This is a genomic window from Myroides odoratimimus (genome assembly GCF_030326305.1).
In the GTDB taxonomy this organism is placed as follows: domain Bacteria; phylum Bacteroidota; class Bacteroidia; order Flavobacteriales; family Flavobacteriaceae; genus Flavobacterium; species Flavobacterium odoratimimum_A.
This window is the reverse complement of the sequence record NZ_JACAKB010000016.1, coordinates 66,688-84,205: the sequence shown is the minus strand read 5'-3', so window position 1 is coordinate 84,205 and position 17,518 is coordinate 66,688. Positions and strand designations below refer to the sequence as shown.

The window sequence follows — 17,518 nt, the reverse complement described above, 5'->3', positions numbered from 1 at the left end:
CCGCCTTGGTACGGATCCGTATGCCAGGTGGTGTGAGAGGTCGGCTGAAGAAATAATCTTCAGCCTCCTACTCGATTCTATATCTTAAGTAGATATTTATTTGTTTAAGATTTCTTGAACTTTAGCTCTAAGCTTTTTACCTCTTAAGTTTTTAGCGATTACAACACCATTTTCATCAAGAAGATAAGTTGCTGGAATAGCACGTACTTCATAAGTTTGAGCGATAGGCTCTTCCCAGAACTTTAAATTAGAGATTTGATTCCAAGTTAATTTATCTTTAGCAATTGCTTCGATCCATTTTGCTTTATCCTTATCTAAAGAAACACCAATGATGTTTAATCCTTTAGGGTGGTATTCTTCATATAGAGCTACTACATTAGGATTCTCTGTTCTACAAGGACCACACCATGATGCCCAGAAATCAATAATAGTTAGTTTACCTAAGCTTTCTTTTAAAGAAATTTCTTTTCCTTCTGGAGATGGAGCACTGAAATCAGGAGCTTTGTCTCCAATTTTTACTTTAGCATCAGGAATAGCGTCTAATGCTGTTTTAAAAGCTTTTGCTACAGTAGTGTTCTTTAAAGTTTCATCGAATTTATTGAATTTTTCAACTAATTCTTCTTTGATATACTGTCCTGTACCAACTGTTTTTGATAAATAAACTAAAGTAGTGAATGAGTTAGCATTGTTATCAATATAATCTTCTACATACTCATCATACTTTTCTGCTAATGCCATATAACCATTGATAATAGCATCTTTTTTAGCTTGATCTTGAGCTTCATTAGCTTGTTTAAAAGCCTCTTGGTTATCACCTTGATATTGGAATAATGCTTTTTCTAATTCATCTACCTTTTTAGAGAATGCCGTATACTCATCATTGTTTTTAGTACCTGTTACGCTACTGTTTTCTGCTTTTTCATTATCGTATTGAACAACGATTTTACCATTTTCTAAAACGAAAGGTAACTTTCCTGGTTCTTTACCAAATGAAAAGAAGTTTTGGTCTAGACTCTCAGCAGCTCCTTTGAAGGTAAATGCATTGTCTTTAATTTCAGTAGAGTCAATTGCTACTGTAGTTCCTGTTGCTATATCAATTTTCTCAATATATACTTTAGTACCATCTGTTAGCCCTTTAGTTTCACCATTGATTGTATAACCAGTAGCTTCTTTGTTACATGAAGCTAATACAGCTACAGCTCCAAGTACAGTTAAAATTTTTTTCATCGATTTCGTGTTTTAGTATTAGAAATACAAGTTATAATTACACTATGTAAACAAATATACTTAAAAAACTACATTAACCTAAAATTAGCTTAAAAAAGTCTATAAAAGTTTTATGAATTGAATTAACAGCATTATCCAACCAATTACTAAACACACACCTCCTAGAGGAGTTATTGGGCCAAGTATCTTGATTTTTTTCTTAAATGTAGCGCTTAAAGTCAATCCATAAATACTAAAAGAGAACAAGAATACACCTATGATGATGATATTAACTGCTCTAGTTATGTGGATATGTGCTGGCATTAATCCTAATACTAGTAGTAGGATAGCATGATACATTTGATATTTTACGCCGACTTCAAAGCTCTCTAAGCGCTCGGCAGTCATATGTTTTTTTAGAGCGTGTGCTCCGAAGGCTCCAAATATAATAGCTAATGCGCCATATATTGAACCTGCTATGAGGGGAGTTGTATTAACTAATTCCATATATTTATTTAATTAAAAGTGAGTTGTCCTAATATTTCTTCTGACATAAACGGTCCACCAGGGTATCTAGCAGTGTAATCCATGTTTAACCATATTTGACCGCGTTCATCTATGTGATAATGTATCTCTTTGCCTTTACTTTCTTCTTTAAAAAGAACTTCTTTAATAAGGTAGATTACCTGTTCTAGATCTCCTTTATTAGGGATTAATAGTTCAGGATACATATGTTCTTTAGTGTGTATCAGTCTTGGGGTTGCACCTATAGCTCTGAGTAGTCCTGCCATTAATACAGAATAGTCATCGCAGTCTCCTGAGAAATGCTGTAATGATTCTGATGCTGTGGCGATATATTCTCTTCCCTTAGGGTCATTTACATAATTCCATTTAGTTCGTACTTCTTTAAAAATAGCTAAAGATTGTACTATCTGTCTATAATGTTGAGTATTTGGAATATTGCTAAAGTGTTTACGGGTAGTTGCTAAAGCATAATTCCTTACGATAGGTTTATCATATTCTATTGCAGGGATTATTTTACTCTTATTAGGAAAGGGCAGTAGCTTAGAAATGATAAGATCTTGTGGTTTAGGATCTTCTGCCATCGCATAAATCATAACTTTATAGTCTTCAAAGACAGCATTATAACCATAACCTCCAAAGAAAGAATTGACAATAAGAACAATCAAATAAATGATAATTAGCATATTTAATACTAATTTCATCTTTTGAAGTAAGAACTGTAGTATACCTATTATAGACAGAAATAGAATGATACGATCTAGTTGATATGGCCAGTTCGGGTCATCTATATTTTGATGAATAATAATAAAGATAGGGATGGTGATCAGTACATTAAGTATAAGTATAATGATATTGTCCCAAGGTTTTGGGACTCTTAAGTACTTAAGCCAACTTTTTTCAGAAACTTTATCTGGTAATTCTGTATTATTACTCATCTTACTCTAAGATCAAAACTATATTATAAAACGGTTTCGCTGTATTTAATAGTATTAGTGATTATATTTAAATCCACTAATTGTTCTTGTGTTTTATTAAAGTGTTTTTCTGACAATTGTCTTTGAGACCATTTAGTCATACCTAACCATTCTTTAATATCGTCTATATTGATATTATACTTACTAGATAACGTACGGTCAATAGAAGGGATCATTTTGAATTCTTCTGTAGTAGCATTAATACAATCTAGTAAATTGTTTATAAGCCCTTTATTTTTATTTAAGAACTCATTATTTGCAACTATTACAAATGAAGGCCAAGGAGTAGGGCAGTCATCTAATCTTCTAAAGATTCCTTGATCTACTATTGGTTTAGTCATAAAGTGTTCCCACATAAAATAATCTGCTTCACCTTTAGTTAAAGCTTCTACTGCATTGTCTAATGTATTGACAACAACAAAATCAAGAGAAGCCGTGTCCCAGTTCATCTTTTGAGCATGAACAATAGCCATTAGATGTGATCCAGAACCATATCTGCTGATGGCGATACGTTTACCTTGTAGTTCTTCTATACATTGATAAGGAGAGTTGTGTGCTACATGTATTCCCCATTGTAGAGGAGATGCTACATACTCTTGTATGATAGTTGCTGGATTACCTTCAGATATGTCTTTGATAATTCCTTCTGTAAGTATAACAGCTAAATCAGTTTCTTTATCTCTTAGCATTTGGCACATTTTTCCAGTGCCTTCTGGTACATCTGTCCATTTTAAATTAATACCAAGTTCTTCGAACTCACCATTTTCTATACATAATTGCCAAGGGAGGTTGAAGTGCTCAGGCACTCCGATAATATTTACATTTGCCATTTTAAATCGTACTACATTTTTATGCTAAGATAGTAAAATAGGGCATTTTTTAGATAATATTTTAAGAGTAAAACAAAAAAAAACTCTACTAAAAAGAGAGTAGAGTTTTTATTTATTATTAAGGTTTCATTGAGCCTTTTTCTTGGAAGCGAATATGGAATTTGAAAGCTTCTTCTAAGACATGTGGAGTGTGTCCTCCTCTTTCTTTTGCTCTTTCAAAGTAATCTCTTAATTCTGCTTTGTATTCTGGATGTACACAGTTCTCGATGATAACTTCTGCACGCTCTCTAGGTGATAGACCTCTTAAGTCTGCTAGACCTTGGTCTGTAACTAGGATGTCTACATCATGCTCAGTATGGTCTACGTGAGATACCATAGGAAGTACGTGAGAAATATTGTTTTCTTTAGATGCTGCTTGTGTAACGAAAATACTTAAATAAGCATTTCTAGCGAAGTCTCCAGACCCACCGATACCATTCATCATTTTACTACCTCCGATATGAGTAGAGTTAACGTTACCGTAGATGTCAAATTCGATAGCAGTATTAATAGCGATAATACCTAATCTACGAATAACTTCAGGAGCATTACTAATGTTCTGTGGACGTAGTACTAGTTTATCTTTATATTGTCCAAAGTTATTAATGATTTTTCCATAGCACTCTTCAGTTACAGTAATAGAAGATCCTGATGCAAAAGTCATTTTTCCAGAGTCAATTAAATCAAAAGTACTGTCTTGTAATACTTCAGAATACATTGTCAAGTCGTGGAATGGACCATCAATAAAACCAGTTAATACAGCATTAGCTACTTTTCCGATTCCTGCTTGTAATGGTAAAAGAGAGTGAGTTAATTTACCTTTTCTTACTTCTTCTTCGAAGAATTTAAGTAAGTGACCAGAGATCGCAGAAGTTTTAACATCTGGTTCTGGTAATTGAGCTGGAGTGTCTTCTATACTAGAGTAAACAACTGCAATAACGTCATCTGGGTTTAGACGAATAAAGTTTTCTCCTATTCTATCTTTTACTGTGTGAATAGGGATGATCTCTCTACGTGGTTGTTTGATAGGCACACTATTATCATGTACACCTTCTATTTTTAAAGGAATAGCTGTATTTACTTCAATAATGATTTTTCTAGCTACACTAGCGAAGTAAGCAGAGTTACCAATAGATGTGGTAGGAATGATAAATCCTTCTTCGTTAATATAAGTAGCCTCAATGATAGCGATATCTACTTGAGGAATATGTTTTTCTTGAAGTTGTTCGATCGTTTCACTTAAGTGTTGATCGATATATTTTACTTGTCCGCTGTTTATAGACTTTCTTAATACTGAATCTGCTTGGAAAGGCATTCTTCGGATTAAGGCATTGTTGGTTGCTAAATCAGCGTCAGTAGTTTGTCCTAATGAGGCACCAGTTATTAAGGTAATCGCAACATTTTCTTTTGCTGCGCGTAATGCAAATGCAGGTAATACAGATTTACTATCTCCAGCTTTAGTGAAGCCACTAGCTCCTACTACAGCTTGGTCATGTATTAAGAGAGCAGCATCTTCTGCTGACACAATACGCTCTCTATACGGTGCGTATTTTATCCTCTCTAGTTTCGAGTCTTCTTTCGTCATTTCAAATAAAAATTTTAAGCACCTTAAATTAAGTGCATTTATTTGTAAGAGTCAAATAAAATAAACGTATATATTAATTATATTGATTTATATAAGTTATTTATTAAAAAAATACGATAATGTTTAAAAAATTAAGATATAAAAACGATACTGTTAGGTGAGGTTGTTTTTGTTAATTTTTTGATATTATTTTATAAGTACTAAACTTGGTAATAAGGCTTTTTATAGTTTGATTTATTGAATTAATGTCGAAAACGATAGTTAAAGTAGATTTTTTAGTAGTAATACTTCTTTAGTTTTTGTGATTTATTGATTTTGTATTTTGAATTAGGAGAAGTTCTTTAGAAGAGTTTTTTTGAAGTATTGAGATTTGTTTTTCTAGAAGAAGGAACAAGTATAATAAATAGTAAATATAATAAAGAGAGGAATAGTTGTACGGCGATTGCAGATCGTGACGCATTTTGTTTTGAATGAGTCCGTACTGAGTCCGATATGAGTCCGTAGTGAGTCCGTTATTTTGGGTAAAATAACGGTGTCATAACACAGGGGTATTATACTTAAAGTTAAATCAACTGCAATATGATCGCTTTTAGTGTGCTACTTTAGTAGTATAAGAGGTAGTGAATAGTGGGGAGTAGATATAAAAAAAGCTACCTCATAGAGGCAGCTTTTTAGAAAAAGTAATCTTATTATATTGCGCTAAGTTTGTCTAATGTATATACAATTAGTTTGTCAACAGCTGCATAAGGATCTTCTGAGAATGTTCCGTTAGCTCTATTTGCAATAATTGTATTAAGAGATACTGCATGGTGTCCTAATAAGTTACATAAACCATAGATAGCAGAAGTTTCCATCTCGAAGTTTGTAATACGGTATTCACCGAATTTAAAGTTATCGATTTTGTGGTTTAGTTCTGGATCTTGGATTTGTAGACGAAGTACACGTCCTTGTGGACCGTAGAATCCACCTGCTGTACCTGTAATTCCTTTGAATGTTAAGTCGCTTTCTAATTTAGCTTCTAACTCTGCACTGTTTTTAATGAAGTATGGGCGTCCTTTTTTAAGATCCCAATTTGTATGTTCAATAAAAGCATCTTCTAAAGCAACATCTGTAACTCCGTCAATAAGGTAAGAACGCATTAAGTTATCAAGTCCTAATCCATACTGAGATAGTACAAAGCTATTCACTGGAATATCTGCTTGTAAAGAACCAGATGTACCTATTCTTACAATATTTACAGAAGTAAGATCTTTTTTAATTTCTCTAGTTTCTAAATCAATATTAAATAGAGCGTCAATTTCATTAACAGCAATATCAATATTGTCAGGTCCGATACCTGTAGAGATTACAGTTAGACGTTTTCCTTTATACGTACCTGTAGTTGTTTTAAACTCTCTTTTTTGTGTTGAGAATTCAATAGCATCGAAGTGCTTAGTGATTCTGTCTACACGGTTTTGGTCACCTACGAATATGATGTCTTTAGCAACATGTTCAGGTCTTAAGTTTAGATGGTATACACTACCATCAGGGTTTAGAATTAATTCAGATGATTTAATCTTCATAATATTAAATTTTTAATTAGCCGCCTACACGTTTTACTTTGTAGCCTTCTTTTATTAAATAATCCATTATTTTATCGCGAAAATTACCTTGTATAATTATTTCGCCATCTTTTGTACTTCCGCCAACACCACATAGTGTTTTTAGTTTTTTAGCTAAATCTTTAAGGTCGTCTTCATTTCCTTCAAAACCTTTGATAAGGGTAGCTACTTTACCACCTCTATTTTTTTTGTCTATATGTGCTTCTAATCTTTGAAGATTAGGGGCGAGAGTTTCTGTGGATTCTTCTTGTTCGAATTCAAAATCCTTATTAGTAGAAAAAACAAAGCCTCCTAAGGCATCTAAGCTATTTAACTTTTTACTCATTTAGTTATGTAATATGGTGCTTATAAAAATGATTAATCTAAAAGCGTATTCTAGTCTTTCTACAGGAGAATGATTAGAATGCTATGTATATAAGTAAAGATACGAAATATGTTAAAATCAATCAATATAAATGGGGTAAAAAAAATGACCTTTTACGAAGTATATCGCATGAAATAAAAAAGAGGGAGTAATGGGCTCCCTCTTTTAAGAATATGTTTTTATTAGAATTAATTATTTAATTAAGCCTAATTCAACTAGTCTTTGGTGTAAGAACTCTCCTGAAGTGATATCTTCATATAATTTAGGGTTGTTCTCATCGATACAATTCTCTAAACAGTTTAGTGGCATTGTGCTCACTGGGTGCATAAAGAATGGAATTGAGTATCTAGAAGTTCCCCATAATTCACGAGGAGGGTTAACAACTTGGTGGATAGTTGATTTTAATCTGTTGTTAGAGTGACGAGATAACATGTCACCAACATTGATTACTAATTCATCATCAGCTGCGATAGCATCGATCCACTGTCCATCGTGGTTTTGTACTTGTAGTCCTTTACCTTGAGCTCCCATTAACAGAGTGATTAAGTTAATGTCACCATGTGCAGCTGCTCTCACAGCATTTTTAGGTTCGTTCTGGATAGGAGGGTAGTGGATAGGACGTAAGATACTGTTTCCGTTTTTAACGAATTTGTCAAAGTAGAACTCATCTAAACCTAAGAATAAAGCAAGCGCACGCAATACGTATACACCTGTTTTTTCTAACATTTGGTAAGTTTCTTTTCCAACAGCGTTAAATTGAGGTAACTCTTTTACTTCTACGTTAGCAGGATAAGATGCTTCTAAAGCAGGATCATTTTCAACGTACTGTCCAAAATGCCAGAACTCTTTTAGATCACCTTCTGTTCTTCCTTTAGCATGCTCTTTACCAAAAGAAACATATCCTCTCTGACCACCAATACCTGGTACTTCATAAGAATTTTTAGTCTCTAATGGAAGATTAAAGAAATTACGAACTTCTTTATATAGATTATCAACTAATTGATCATCTAAAAAGTGTCCTTTTAATGCTACGAATCCAATTTCTTCGTAGGCTTGGCCGATTTCATTTACAAACTTTTGTTTACGTACCGGGTCATCCGATAGGAAATCACGTAAGTCAACACTAGGAATGTTTTGCATTTTCTAAGTTGTTATATATGCTTACTTGAGTTATTTGACACAAATGTATATTATTTTTCCACAAAATAGTGTTGATAACTACAATTTATGTTTTTTTTGGGTGTGAATTATTCTGAATATGTGATTGTGTATGTTGAGAATTTCGAAAGAATAGTATGTTTATAGGATTGTGATTTTTTTAATGAATGTAAAAAATTAATGAATTTTTTTATAAATTGCCGTAATAACCATTAAAATAAAAAAACTATGAAATTACCTATTGAATTAAAATCGAATGAATTTGTTGTATTAGTAGCGGTGGACATTGATCCTAAATATAAGGTGTCTAACGCTGATGAGTTTTATAATACATTACCGAAGAGCTTTAAGCCAATTTTTAAGAAAGTAGTAGGATCGAATATGAATATATATTGCGTATGCAATAATCAAGACGATTTTATGTTTTGTCTAAGACAAACAGGGTATAAAACGACTTTGTTGTAAAAAGTAGTAATTTTGCTCCTGATAAAATTAAGATAGCAGAATGAGTAAAAAGGTAGCAAAGACTAATGCTTTACGTATATTAGATAGTAAGAAGACAAGTTATGATATGTATGAGTATGATATTTCTGACGAACTAATAGATGGTAAATCTGTCTGTGAAAAGTTAGGAATATCTGAACTAGAGTCGTTAAAGACTTTGGTGGCTCATGGTAAGGGGAATGCGATATATGTTTTTGTGGTTTCTATTAATAGTGAGTTAGATTTAAAAAAGGCAGCTAATATCTGTGGAGAGAAAAAGATAGAAATGTTAGCTGTAAAGGATTTGTTAGGAATAACAGGATATATTAGAGGAGGATGTTCTCCTATAGGGATGAAGAAGCTATACCCTACATTTATAGATATAGAAGTAAAAGATTTAGAGACTATCTATGTGAGTGGTGGACGTAAAGGACTGAGCATTGGTATTAGTCCTGGTGATTTATCGAATATTGTGAATGGTAAGTTCGGTGATATTGTTAAAAAAGAGTAATCCTAAAATGAAATGTGTGTAGAAATTGTGTGATTAGTACAAAACAGATGATTTAATATGCATGTATTTATTAATGTTTTGTTATAATTATGACAATAGGTGTCAAATAGAAATGCAGTTTAATTATTGTTGTTGTATCTTTGCAAGGACAAATAAGATGAAAGTTTAAAGAATGTAGTCATTCAGAGTTAAATTAATACTAAAAGAGAGTGAATAATTCTTTTTAGAAGATAGTAGGATTTATCTTTGCATACTGTAAAATTGAAAATATGATATTGGCGTTAACTGTTTCGTTGTTTCCTTCTTGTGGGGTAGATCAATCTAAAGAAAAAAGCTTTAAAGAAGCTAGTAATAAACAAATTGACCTATTGAGCAAGAATGATTTAGATGGTACTTTTTTTAAAGCAGTAGCTCAAGATTTACCACAGGTTGTATCAATTGGGAAAAAAGGAATTGTTTATTCAAGTACAAAACCTAATCAGAAGATAATTTTTCCATTTGTAGAACCATTAGTGGATGGAGAATCTAGAATATATAAGTCTTATACGAAGCATGAGGAGATAGAGATCGTGATTTATGAAGATGAGACTGCAAAGGACTTTGCAGATGGTAGGTTTGATCACTCTGTAGCAGTGCGTTTAATTAAGAAACACGATGGTGTAGAAGATGATGTAATTGATTTTGCTTGTTTTGGACACTATTTATATACAGATAAATTATCTGGTAACTGGATTTTTCAGTCTTATGAAGATAAGAGAGTAGAAGAATTAGGTATTAATCAGATTCCTATGATTTGTATTGATATTAATACACGTAGTTTCTCTGGAAGTGGTGGGAATCATATGATTTATGGAGATGTTAGATGTGAAGGGGATTCAATCTTCTTTAAAGTAGTACTTTCTCCAGAATATGTAACTGAGATGTATCAGAAAGAGAAGGAGCTACTAGCAGTATTAGATAGTTGTGATCGCTTTGAGCTTAAAGATGATTACTTGTATCTATATGAAGAAGGAAAGCAAAAGCTTATGTTCTTAAGAGATACATACAATATGTAGAATAATTGTATTGAAATAAATAATAAAAAATGGAAGGTTAACTAATTAACCTTCCATTTTTTTTAGTTCTTCTATAGACATCTTATCAGGTCTTTCTTCAATAGTCTTATAAGCATCTACGATTTTCTTTACTAATCTGTGTCGTACGATATCTTTATCATCTAAATATAGCATTCCTATTCCGTCTACATCTCTTAGGATATAAAGAGCTTCTTTTAATCCAGAAGATACCTTTCTAGGTAAGTCTATCTGGCCAGGGTCTCCTGTGATTATAAACTTGGCATTTTTTCCCATACGTGTCAGAAACATCTTCATTTGAGAATGAGTCGTATTCTGTGCTTCATCTAGGATAACAAAGGCGTTGTCTAATGTACGCCCACGCATAAATGCTAATGGAGCGATCTGGATAACCCCTTTAAGGATGTAGTCATCTAATGTCTGTGGAGGAAGCATATCTCTTAGAGCATCATATAATGGTTGCATATATGGATCTAGTTTTTCTTTCATGTCTCCAGGAAGAAAACCAAGATTTTCTCCAGCTTCCACAGCAGGTCTAGTTAGGATGATTCTTTTTACCTCTTTGTTTTTTAGAGCTCTTACAGCTAATGCTACTCCTGTATATGTCTTACCAGTACCAGCAGGCCCTATGGCAAAAACCATGTCGTTCTTTTCAACGAATTTAACTAGTTTTTGTTGATTAGGGGTGATTGCTTTGATGAGTTTACCAGATACGCCATGTACAAGAATGTCATCTGTAGGAAGAGAAGGAGGAGCGCTATCTAAGACTAACCTTTCGATAATGTTTTCATCGATGCGATTATATCTGATAAAATATTTGACTAGTCGGTCAAAACTCTTCTCAAATTCATCTAAAATCTCTGGATCTCCATAAATCTTTAGGACTGATCCTCTCGTCACAATTTTAATCTTTGGATATAATTTTTTAAGTATATCTAAATGAGTGTCTTGTGGACCCCAAAAATCTTTAGGGCTAAAATCTGTTAATTCTATTATCCTTTCGTTCAATACCTGTAGAGTTAATTAAAAAAAATAATCTAATTTTGTATATTCAAATCTACTATAAAAAAATCATTTTTCTTAAAAATATATTGAAAAATAATAATGCAGAGAATAATTACACTAACAACAGATTTTGGATATCGGGACCACTATGTAGGAGCTTTGAAAGGGAAGATCTATTCGAATATCATTGGCTGTACTTTAGTTGATATCTCACACGAAATAAGTAAATATAATACCGAGGACGCTGGATTCGTTATCGGGGCAGCATATAACCAATTTCCCAAAGGTACTATTCACATTATAGCAGTTGATGCTTCTGTGACGGACTATACAAAGGCAATTTGTGTAGAATTTGATGGACATTATTTTATTACAGCAGATAATGGAATAGTTAGTATTATATTAGGAGAAGAGGATTTCGATAAAGCAATAGAGATTAATCATGATGGTATGATGAAATCAAATGATATATTTGTCTATTGTGCATATCAACTAAATGAAGGTCGTCAATTAGAAGAAATAGGAGTGATGTTAGAATCTATCTATAGTCCTAGTAGACTGGCTACAAATGTCGTTTTAAATAGAAATAAAATAACAGGTAAGGTAATCTATGAGGATTCTTATGGTAACCTTGTGACTAATATCCATAGAAGTGACTACGAAGTAGTCTCAGAAGGCAGAGAATTCGCTATTAGAGTTAAGAATTATAGAATCAATCGAATAAATGACTATTTTGCAGACTTCAAGCTTAATGATAGAGCTACCTTAAAAGAAAGGGCAGGCGAACTAGTTGCTATATTTAATGATATAGACTTATTGACGATTGCATTGTTCTATTCTAAACCTGATACACCAGGAGGAACTCCGCGAAAATTAATGAATCTTCAATTAAATGATACTATTGTCATTGAATTTGATTCTGAAACACAATATTAAAATAAAAAGTATGTTTATAAGAATTGTAAAGCTAACCTTGCTTGAAAATAAGGTACATGATTTTTTAGAGCATTTTGATACGATTAAGGATAAGGTAAGACATTATCCTGGTTGTCAATTCTTAGAAGTATATCGTGATAAGGATCAATCTAATATTTTCTTTACTTATAGTTATTGGGAAGATGAAAGTAATCTAGAAGCATATAAAAAATCAGAACTTTTCGGGGAGATATGGCCTTACACAAAGACTTTATTCAAAGAGAAAGCAGAGGCGTGGAGTGTGGATAAAGTCGTTACTCTTAAATAGATATTTTTATGAAGGCAATTAGTCTTAGAGAAATTAGAGCTTTCTTTAGCTCATTGACAGGTTATCTTGTTATCGTCCTATTTTTAGTGATAAATGGAGCTCTACTATGGTTTATAGATGGAGAATATAATGTGTTGCAAAGTGGTTTTGCAGATTTATCACCATTCTTTTATTTAGCCCCTTGGGTATTGATATTTTTGATTCCCGCTGTTAGTATGAAGAGCTTTTCAGAAGAGATTAAAAATGGAACGATAGAGTTGCTGTTGACTAAGCCTTTGTCTGTGTGGCAGATTGTACTAGGGAAGTATCTAGGAGTGTTCGCATTGATATTTATGGCTATTGTGCCTACTGTAGTTTACGTTTTTGTACTGAATAATATTGTATTAGAAGGACAGGTAATTGATTATAGTAGTATAATAGGTTCATTTATAGGATTGTTATTTTTAGTGAGCTGTTATGTTTCGATGGGGCTGTTAGCTTCTTCATTGACAGAGAGCCAGATCGTAGCCTTTATAGTAGGTGTTGTTTTGTGCCTGTTTTTTTCATTGGGAATCGATATGTTAGCAGGGCTATTTGGAGAGTGGTTTGAAAAAATAGGGATTCTATATCACTTTAGAAGTATTTCGAAAGGGGTGTTAGACACTAGAGATTTGATTTATTTCGGATCCATGACTGTTTTGTGTCTAGGGTTAACTGTCTTTAAAATTAAAACACTACGCAAATAATGAAAAAGTTTCAAAAAAGAGATGTAAAGCTGCTAGTTCGATTATTAGTTGTTTTAGTTGTCATTAATGTTATCGGTGCTTTAACTTATACACGTTTTGACTTTACGCAAGACAAGAGATATACTTTGTCTAAAAGTACAGTTGGGATAGTAGATAATGTTCAAGAACTGTTAATCGTAGATGTATTTTTAAAAGGGAACTTTCCATTAGAGTTTAGAAGATTACAGAACGAGACAAAACAATTACTAGAGGAAATACAATCTAGAAATGAAAATATCAAATTTAGATTTATTGATCCAAACGAAGAAGGAGCTAATAAGGCTGAAACCTTAGAGCAATTATATGAATATGGATTAAAGCCTGTAACCATTACAGTTACAGATAAAGGGGCTCAAAGTCAACAATTGGTTTTTCCTTGGGCATTAGTGAGTCAAGGGGAGAAAGTTGCTAGAGTACAATTGCTGAAGAATATGATGGGGGCGAATACAGAAGAAAAAGTGATTTCGTCTGTACAACATTTAGAATATGCGCTAGCTGAGGCTATCAGTAAAGTAACAACAGAGAAGAGTAAGAAAATAGCTATTCTTAAAGGAAATGGAGAGTTAGATGATGCTTATATAGCAGACTTTCTGATGACTTTGCGTGAGACTTATCACTTAGCGCCATTCACATTAGAATCTGTCTCTAACGAGCCACAGAAGACTTTAGAACAGTTAAAAGATTTTGATTTAGCGATTATTGCTAAGCCAACTAAAGCTTTTTCTGAAGAGCAAGTGGGGGTGTTGGATCAGTTTGTAATGAATGGTGGTAAAACGATGTGGTTGTTAGATCAAGTTCAGGCAGATTTTGATAGTTTGCGATCTAATGGAACGATGTTGGCGTATAATAAAGATCAAAGCTTAGGAGAACTACTTTTTAAGTATGGTATACGTATTAATCCAGTATTAGTAAAAGATGAGATTAGTACAAAAATAAAACTGGCATCAGGCAGACAAGGGAGTGAAACAGTCTATACCGATTTCTTATGGAAATTTGCACCATTTGTTTATCCTGATATTGATCATCCTATTGTAAAAAATATAGAAGGAGTGAAGTATGACTTTGCTTCTCCAATAGATACTCTAAAAAACGGAGTTAAAAAAACAGTTTTGGCTAAATCATCTAAATACTCTAGTCTAGTGGGAGTACCAGGAGAAATAAACTTCAACGTTTTAAAAGAGGAGGTCACACCTGAGTTTTATGAAGGAAAAGGGAATTACATTCTAGGAGTTCTTTTAGAAGGAGAATTTCCTTCTGTTTTTAAGAATAGAGTCTTTCCTTTTGGGCTAGATAAGCCGATTTCTGAGAGTAGACAGACTCAAATGATTGTGATTTCTGATGGAGATATTATTAAAAATCAATTAGACGATAAAGGAATGCCTCTAGAGCTGGGGTATGATAAGTGGACTAATATGCTTTATGGTAACAAGGAGTTATTAGTTAATTCAGTAAATTATCTTTTAGATGATACGGGGCTTATTAATTTGAGAACCAAAGAGGTTAAGATTCCGATGCTAGATAAAGTTAGTGTAGAACGAGAATATACTTCTATTCAAATGAAAGTATTAGTGATACCTATAGTTCTAGTTGTGGTTTTCGGAACTATATTTATTCTTATAAGAAAACGCAAATTCAATAAAAAGTAACGTAATAATCCTTTTATTATTGGTAATAATCGGATATATTTGTAACTGTAAAAGTATTTTTACATATAAAACAATTATAGTATGAAGTTTATAGTATCGAGTTCCTACTTGTTAAAGCAATTACAAGTTCTAGGTAGTGTAATAAACAGTAGTAATACCTTACATATCTTAGATAACTTCTTATTTGAGTTAGATAATAATGTATTAAAGGTATCTGCTTCAGATTTAGAAACTACAATGTCTGCTACTTTAGAAATTGAATCTACAAGTCAAGGAAGTATAGCTGTTCCTGCAAAGTTATTGTTGGAGACATTAAAGACATTTCCTGAGCAGCCATTGACTTTTTCAGTTAAGGAAAACAATACAATTGAAATTAGTTCAGACGTAGGAAAATACGTTTTAGCATATGCACAAGGAGATGAGTTTCCTAAAGCAGAGTCATTAGAGGATCCTTCTAAAACAGAAGTTCCTGCAGGAGTTCTAGCAACAGCTATTAGCAAAACTATATTTGCTGCTGGGAATGATGACTTACGTCCTGTGATGTCAGGAGTATTCTTCCAATTCTCTCCTTCAGGATTAATCTTTGTGGCAACAGATGCACATAAATTAGTAAAATATTCTCGTACAGATATTGTTTCTTCAAATGAAGCTAGCTTTATCATGCCTAAGAAGCCACTTAATATTCTTAAGAGTATCTTGATGGCTTTAGGAGCAGATGTAGTTATAGAGTTTAATGAATCTAATGCACAATTCTCTTTTGAGAATTATACTTTAACTTGTCGCTTGATTGATGGGAAATATCCAAATTATGAGGCAGTTATTCCTAAAGAGAACCCAAATAAGCTTTTAATCAATAGAACGCAGTTTTTGAGTTCTGTAAGACGTGTTTCTATTTATGCTAATAAAACAACACATCAAATAAGATTAAAAGTTGCTGGTACAGAATTAAACATATCTGCTGAAGATATTGACTATTCTAATAAAGCAGATGAGCGTCTTACTTGTGATTATCAAGGAGATGATATGCAAATCGGGTTTAACTCTAGATTCTTATTAGAGATGTTAAACAACTTACAGTCTGATGATATTTTATTGGAGATGTCATTACCTAATAGAGCTGGTATCTTAACACCTGTAGATGGGTTAGAAGATGGTGAAACAGTTACGATGTTAGTAATGCCTGTAATGCTTAATAGTTAAGAAATAAACTATATAATATATAAGCCTCTCTTCAATTAGAAGGGAGGTTTTTTTGTTTCTACTAGTCAAGGATATCTAAAGGTGTATTTGGGTAAATATCGATACGATAAGCCTTAAAATTCTTGATAGCGTACTAGGTTATTCGTTTAGTGATATGCTGTACTATACCCCAAATGAGGTAAGTGAATGTCAGTAATGTAATAATAGAAGAAATCGTAGTGATACCAAGTGCTATACCAAAGATATGATCTAGGTCAGTATGTATATATTGAATCAAGTAATCTATTGCTAGACTATTAAAGTAGATGGAAACAGATAAAGTGATTATCTGAATGATAAAAATAGGCGGTTTCATAATAATAGATGTTTGTCTAGAAGACCGCTAAGACTATACCAAGATTAAGTGAATGTTTCAATAGGAACATTATTATTTAATATACTTTGAATAGTATATTAAATAATCTGAATACAGTAAAAAGTATTTGTTGTTTTTGTTGTTGTTTGTGAGTTTGGCTATTACTGTTAGATTACTACTTCTGTCATTGAGTTAGTACATAGATTAGTATCTAAATTCATATTTAACTCTGGAGTAGGTATCCCTAATAACCTCTTTAAACTATTTAGATTCATCATGATATCTAATCCGTTGTTTTTAAATTTGTTTTCTAGAGAAGATATTTGTTGTGTTATGATATCTTGAATTTCATACGTTTTATAGCTTAGAAGCTCTTGTTCGTTGATTTGGAATAGGATTTTTAGTTTGTTTAAATCCTGTAGATGGTCTTCTGTTAGATATCCTATAGCATCTAGTATTTCTAGTTTAATATCTACGAATAAGTTGATTAATGTCTTTTTAATACTTAAGATATTTTCTATTTGGTTATTTTCTAGCATGCCATAGAAACCAATTGGCGTAATGGTGTTTTGTGTTAAATAAGAAAGTACATAATTAGTGGTGTTTTTACTTTCCTTTTTAGCATTTAGATTTGACAAGTGATTTTGTAAATCAGATTTGAATACTATCATATTTATGGTGTTTTTATTTGATTTATTACATTAGCTAAGATAATTATTATTGTTAAAATAATAGTTTATTTTTATTATTTTCGTTTGTTTTTAGAATTCAATAATGGAATGTGTTTAAATTGGTTAATAATAGTCTGATATGTGTGTTTTTTGTGTTTTTTAAATAAAAGCTCAGTTTTATGTACTAATTATATATTGTAACTTTTAGTCAGTATGATAGTTTAGTGTTCCCTAAATATTAAAAAATTGTTTATTCTGTAGTATATGCAGTTAATACGCTTAATT

Annotated in this window: 19 protein-coding genes; 8 read left to right on the top strand and 11 right to left on the bottom strand. The window is 32.3% G+C overall.

What is annotated here, in order from left to right:
* Positions 1-96 precede the first annotated feature (96 nt).
* The 8 genes from HX049_RS12135 to HX049_RS12100 form a co-directional block, all read right to left on the bottom strand.
* Positions 97-1,227, bottom strand: a complete 1,131-nt coding sequence (locus tag HX049_RS12135) for a redoxin domain-containing protein (protein WP_286416088.1) — start codon at positions 1,225-1,227, stop codon at positions 97-99.
* A 99-nt stretch (positions 1,228-1,326) separates the two neighbouring features.
* A complete protein-coding gene (locus tag HX049_RS12130) occupies positions 1,327-1,713 on the bottom strand; it encodes a DUF423 domain-containing protein (protein ID WP_041891097.1) in 387 nt (128 codons plus the stop codon).
* An 8-nt stretch (positions 1,714-1,721) separates the two neighbouring features.
* Positions 1,722-2,666: a transglutaminase-like domain-containing protein gene (locus HX049_RS12125; RefSeq protein ID WP_041891100.1), complete on the bottom strand. Its 945-nt coding sequence runs from the start codon at positions 2,664-2,666 to the stop codon at positions 1,722-1,724.
* A gap of 23 nt (positions 2,667-2,689) precedes the next feature.
* On the bottom strand, positions 2,690-3,535 hold the full coding sequence (locus HX049_RS12120) for a substrate-binding domain-containing protein (protein ID WP_286416086.1): 846 nt from the start codon (positions 3,533-3,535) through the stop codon (positions 2,690-2,692).
* Between the two features lie 118 nt (positions 3,536-3,653).
* Complete coding sequence (locus HX049_RS12115) at positions 3,654-5,159, bottom strand: succinate CoA transferase (protein WP_286416084.1); 1,506 nt, start codon at positions 5,157-5,159, stop codon at positions 3,654-3,656.
* A gap of 689 nt (positions 5,160-5,848) precedes the next feature.
* Positions 5,849-6,721: a nucleoside phosphorylase gene (locus HX049_RS12110; protein WP_016649505.1), complete on the bottom strand. Its 873-nt coding sequence runs from the start codon at positions 6,719-6,721 to the stop codon at positions 5,849-5,851.
* A 16-nt stretch (positions 6,722-6,737) separates the two neighbouring features.
* Positions 6,738-7,085, bottom strand: coding sequence for a translation initiation factor (locus HX049_RS12105; protein WP_006259036.1), 348 nt, complete (start codon positions 7,083-7,085; stop codon positions 6,738-6,740).
* Between the two features lie 231 nt (positions 7,086-7,316).
* Complete coding sequence (locus HX049_RS12100; protein WP_006261068.1) at positions 7,317-8,264, bottom strand: isopenicillin N synthase family dioxygenase; 948 nt, start codon at positions 8,262-8,264, stop codon at positions 7,317-7,319.
* Positions 8,265-8,510: 246 nt separating this feature from the next.
* Here HX049_RS12100 and HX049_RS12095 point away from each other — a divergent pair, with 246 nt between their 5' ends.
* From HX049_RS12095 to HX049_RS12085, 3 genes are all read left to right on the top strand, one after another.
* Positions 8,511-8,747, top strand: coding sequence for a hypothetical protein (locus HX049_RS12095; protein WP_006259033.1), 237 nt, complete (start codon positions 8,511-8,513; stop codon positions 8,745-8,747).
* Between the two features lie 40 nt (positions 8,748-8,787).
* Positions 8,788-9,276: a Cys-tRNA(Pro) deacylase gene (ybaK, locus tag HX049_RS12090; protein WP_286416081.1), complete on the top strand. Its 489-nt coding sequence runs from the start codon at positions 8,788-8,790 to the stop codon at positions 9,274-9,276.
* A 269-nt stretch (positions 9,277-9,545) separates the two neighbouring features.
* Positions 9,546-10,331, top strand: a complete 786-nt coding sequence (locus tag HX049_RS12085) for a hypothetical protein (protein WP_006259031.1) — start codon at positions 9,546-9,548, stop codon at positions 10,329-10,331.
* Between the two features lie 45 nt (positions 10,332-10,376).
* On the opposite strand, the gene HX049_RS12080 is transcribed toward HX049_RS12085, so the two are convergent.
* A complete protein-coding gene (locus HX049_RS12080; RefSeq protein ID WP_041891115.1) occupies positions 10,377-11,357 on the bottom strand; it encodes a PhoH family protein in 981 nt (326 codons plus the stop codon).
* Between the two features lie 96 nt (positions 11,358-11,453).
* On the opposite strand from HX049_RS12080, the gene HX049_RS12075 reads away from it, so the two are divergent.
* The 5 genes from HX049_RS12075 (at position 11,454) to dnaN (ending at position 16,207) form a co-directional block, all read left to right on the top strand.
* Positions 11,454-12,290 carry an SAM hydrolase/SAM-dependent halogenase family protein gene (locus tag HX049_RS12075; protein ID WP_041891118.1) on the top strand — a complete coding sequence of 279 codons (837 nt, stop codon included), beginning with the start codon at positions 11,454-11,456 and terminating at the stop codon, positions 12,288-12,290.
* A gap of 10 nt (positions 12,291-12,300) precedes the next feature.
* Positions 12,301-12,597 carry a putative quinol monooxygenase gene (locus HX049_RS12070; RefSeq protein WP_006259028.1) on the top strand — a complete coding sequence of 99 codons (297 nt, stop codon included), beginning with the start codon at positions 12,301-12,303 and terminating at the stop codon, positions 12,595-12,597.
* An 8-nt stretch (positions 12,598-12,605) separates the two neighbouring features.
* Positions 12,606-13,322 (top strand): ABC transporter permease subunit, encoded by a 717-nt coding sequence (locus tag HX049_RS12065; RefSeq protein WP_286416080.1) that lies wholly within the window; start codon positions 12,606-12,608, stop codon positions 13,320-13,322.
* Positions 13,322-15,007 carry a gliding motility-associated ABC transporter substrate-binding protein GldG gene (gene gldG / locus HX049_RS12060; protein ID WP_286416079.1) on the top strand — a complete coding sequence of 562 codons (1,686 nt, stop codon included), beginning with the start codon at positions 13,322-13,324 and terminating at the stop codon, positions 15,005-15,007. The genes HX049_RS12065 and gldG overlap by 1 nt, the downstream gene beginning before the upstream one ends.
* A gap of 81 nt (positions 15,008-15,088) precedes the next feature.
* Positions 15,089-16,207 carry a DNA polymerase III subunit beta gene (dnaN, locus tag HX049_RS12055; RefSeq protein ID WP_041891132.1) on the top strand — a complete coding sequence of 373 codons (1,119 nt, stop codon included), beginning with the start codon at positions 15,089-15,091 and terminating at the stop codon, positions 16,205-16,207.
* Positions 16,208-16,340: 133 nt separating this feature from the next.
* Here the strand turns inward: dnaN and HX049_RS12050 are convergent, their stop codons facing one another.
* Positions 16,341-16,562 carry a hypothetical protein gene (locus tag HX049_RS12050; RefSeq protein ID WP_286416078.1) on the bottom strand — a complete coding sequence of 74 codons (222 nt, stop codon included), beginning with the start codon at positions 16,560-16,562 and terminating at the stop codon, positions 16,341-16,343.
* A 167-nt stretch (positions 16,563-16,729) separates the two neighbouring features.
* Positions 16,730-17,233, bottom strand: a complete 504-nt coding sequence (locus HX049_RS12045; RefSeq protein ID WP_286416076.1) for a hypothetical protein — start codon at positions 17,231-17,233, stop codon at positions 16,730-16,732.
* Between the last annotated feature and the right edge of the window lie 285 nt (positions 17,234-17,518).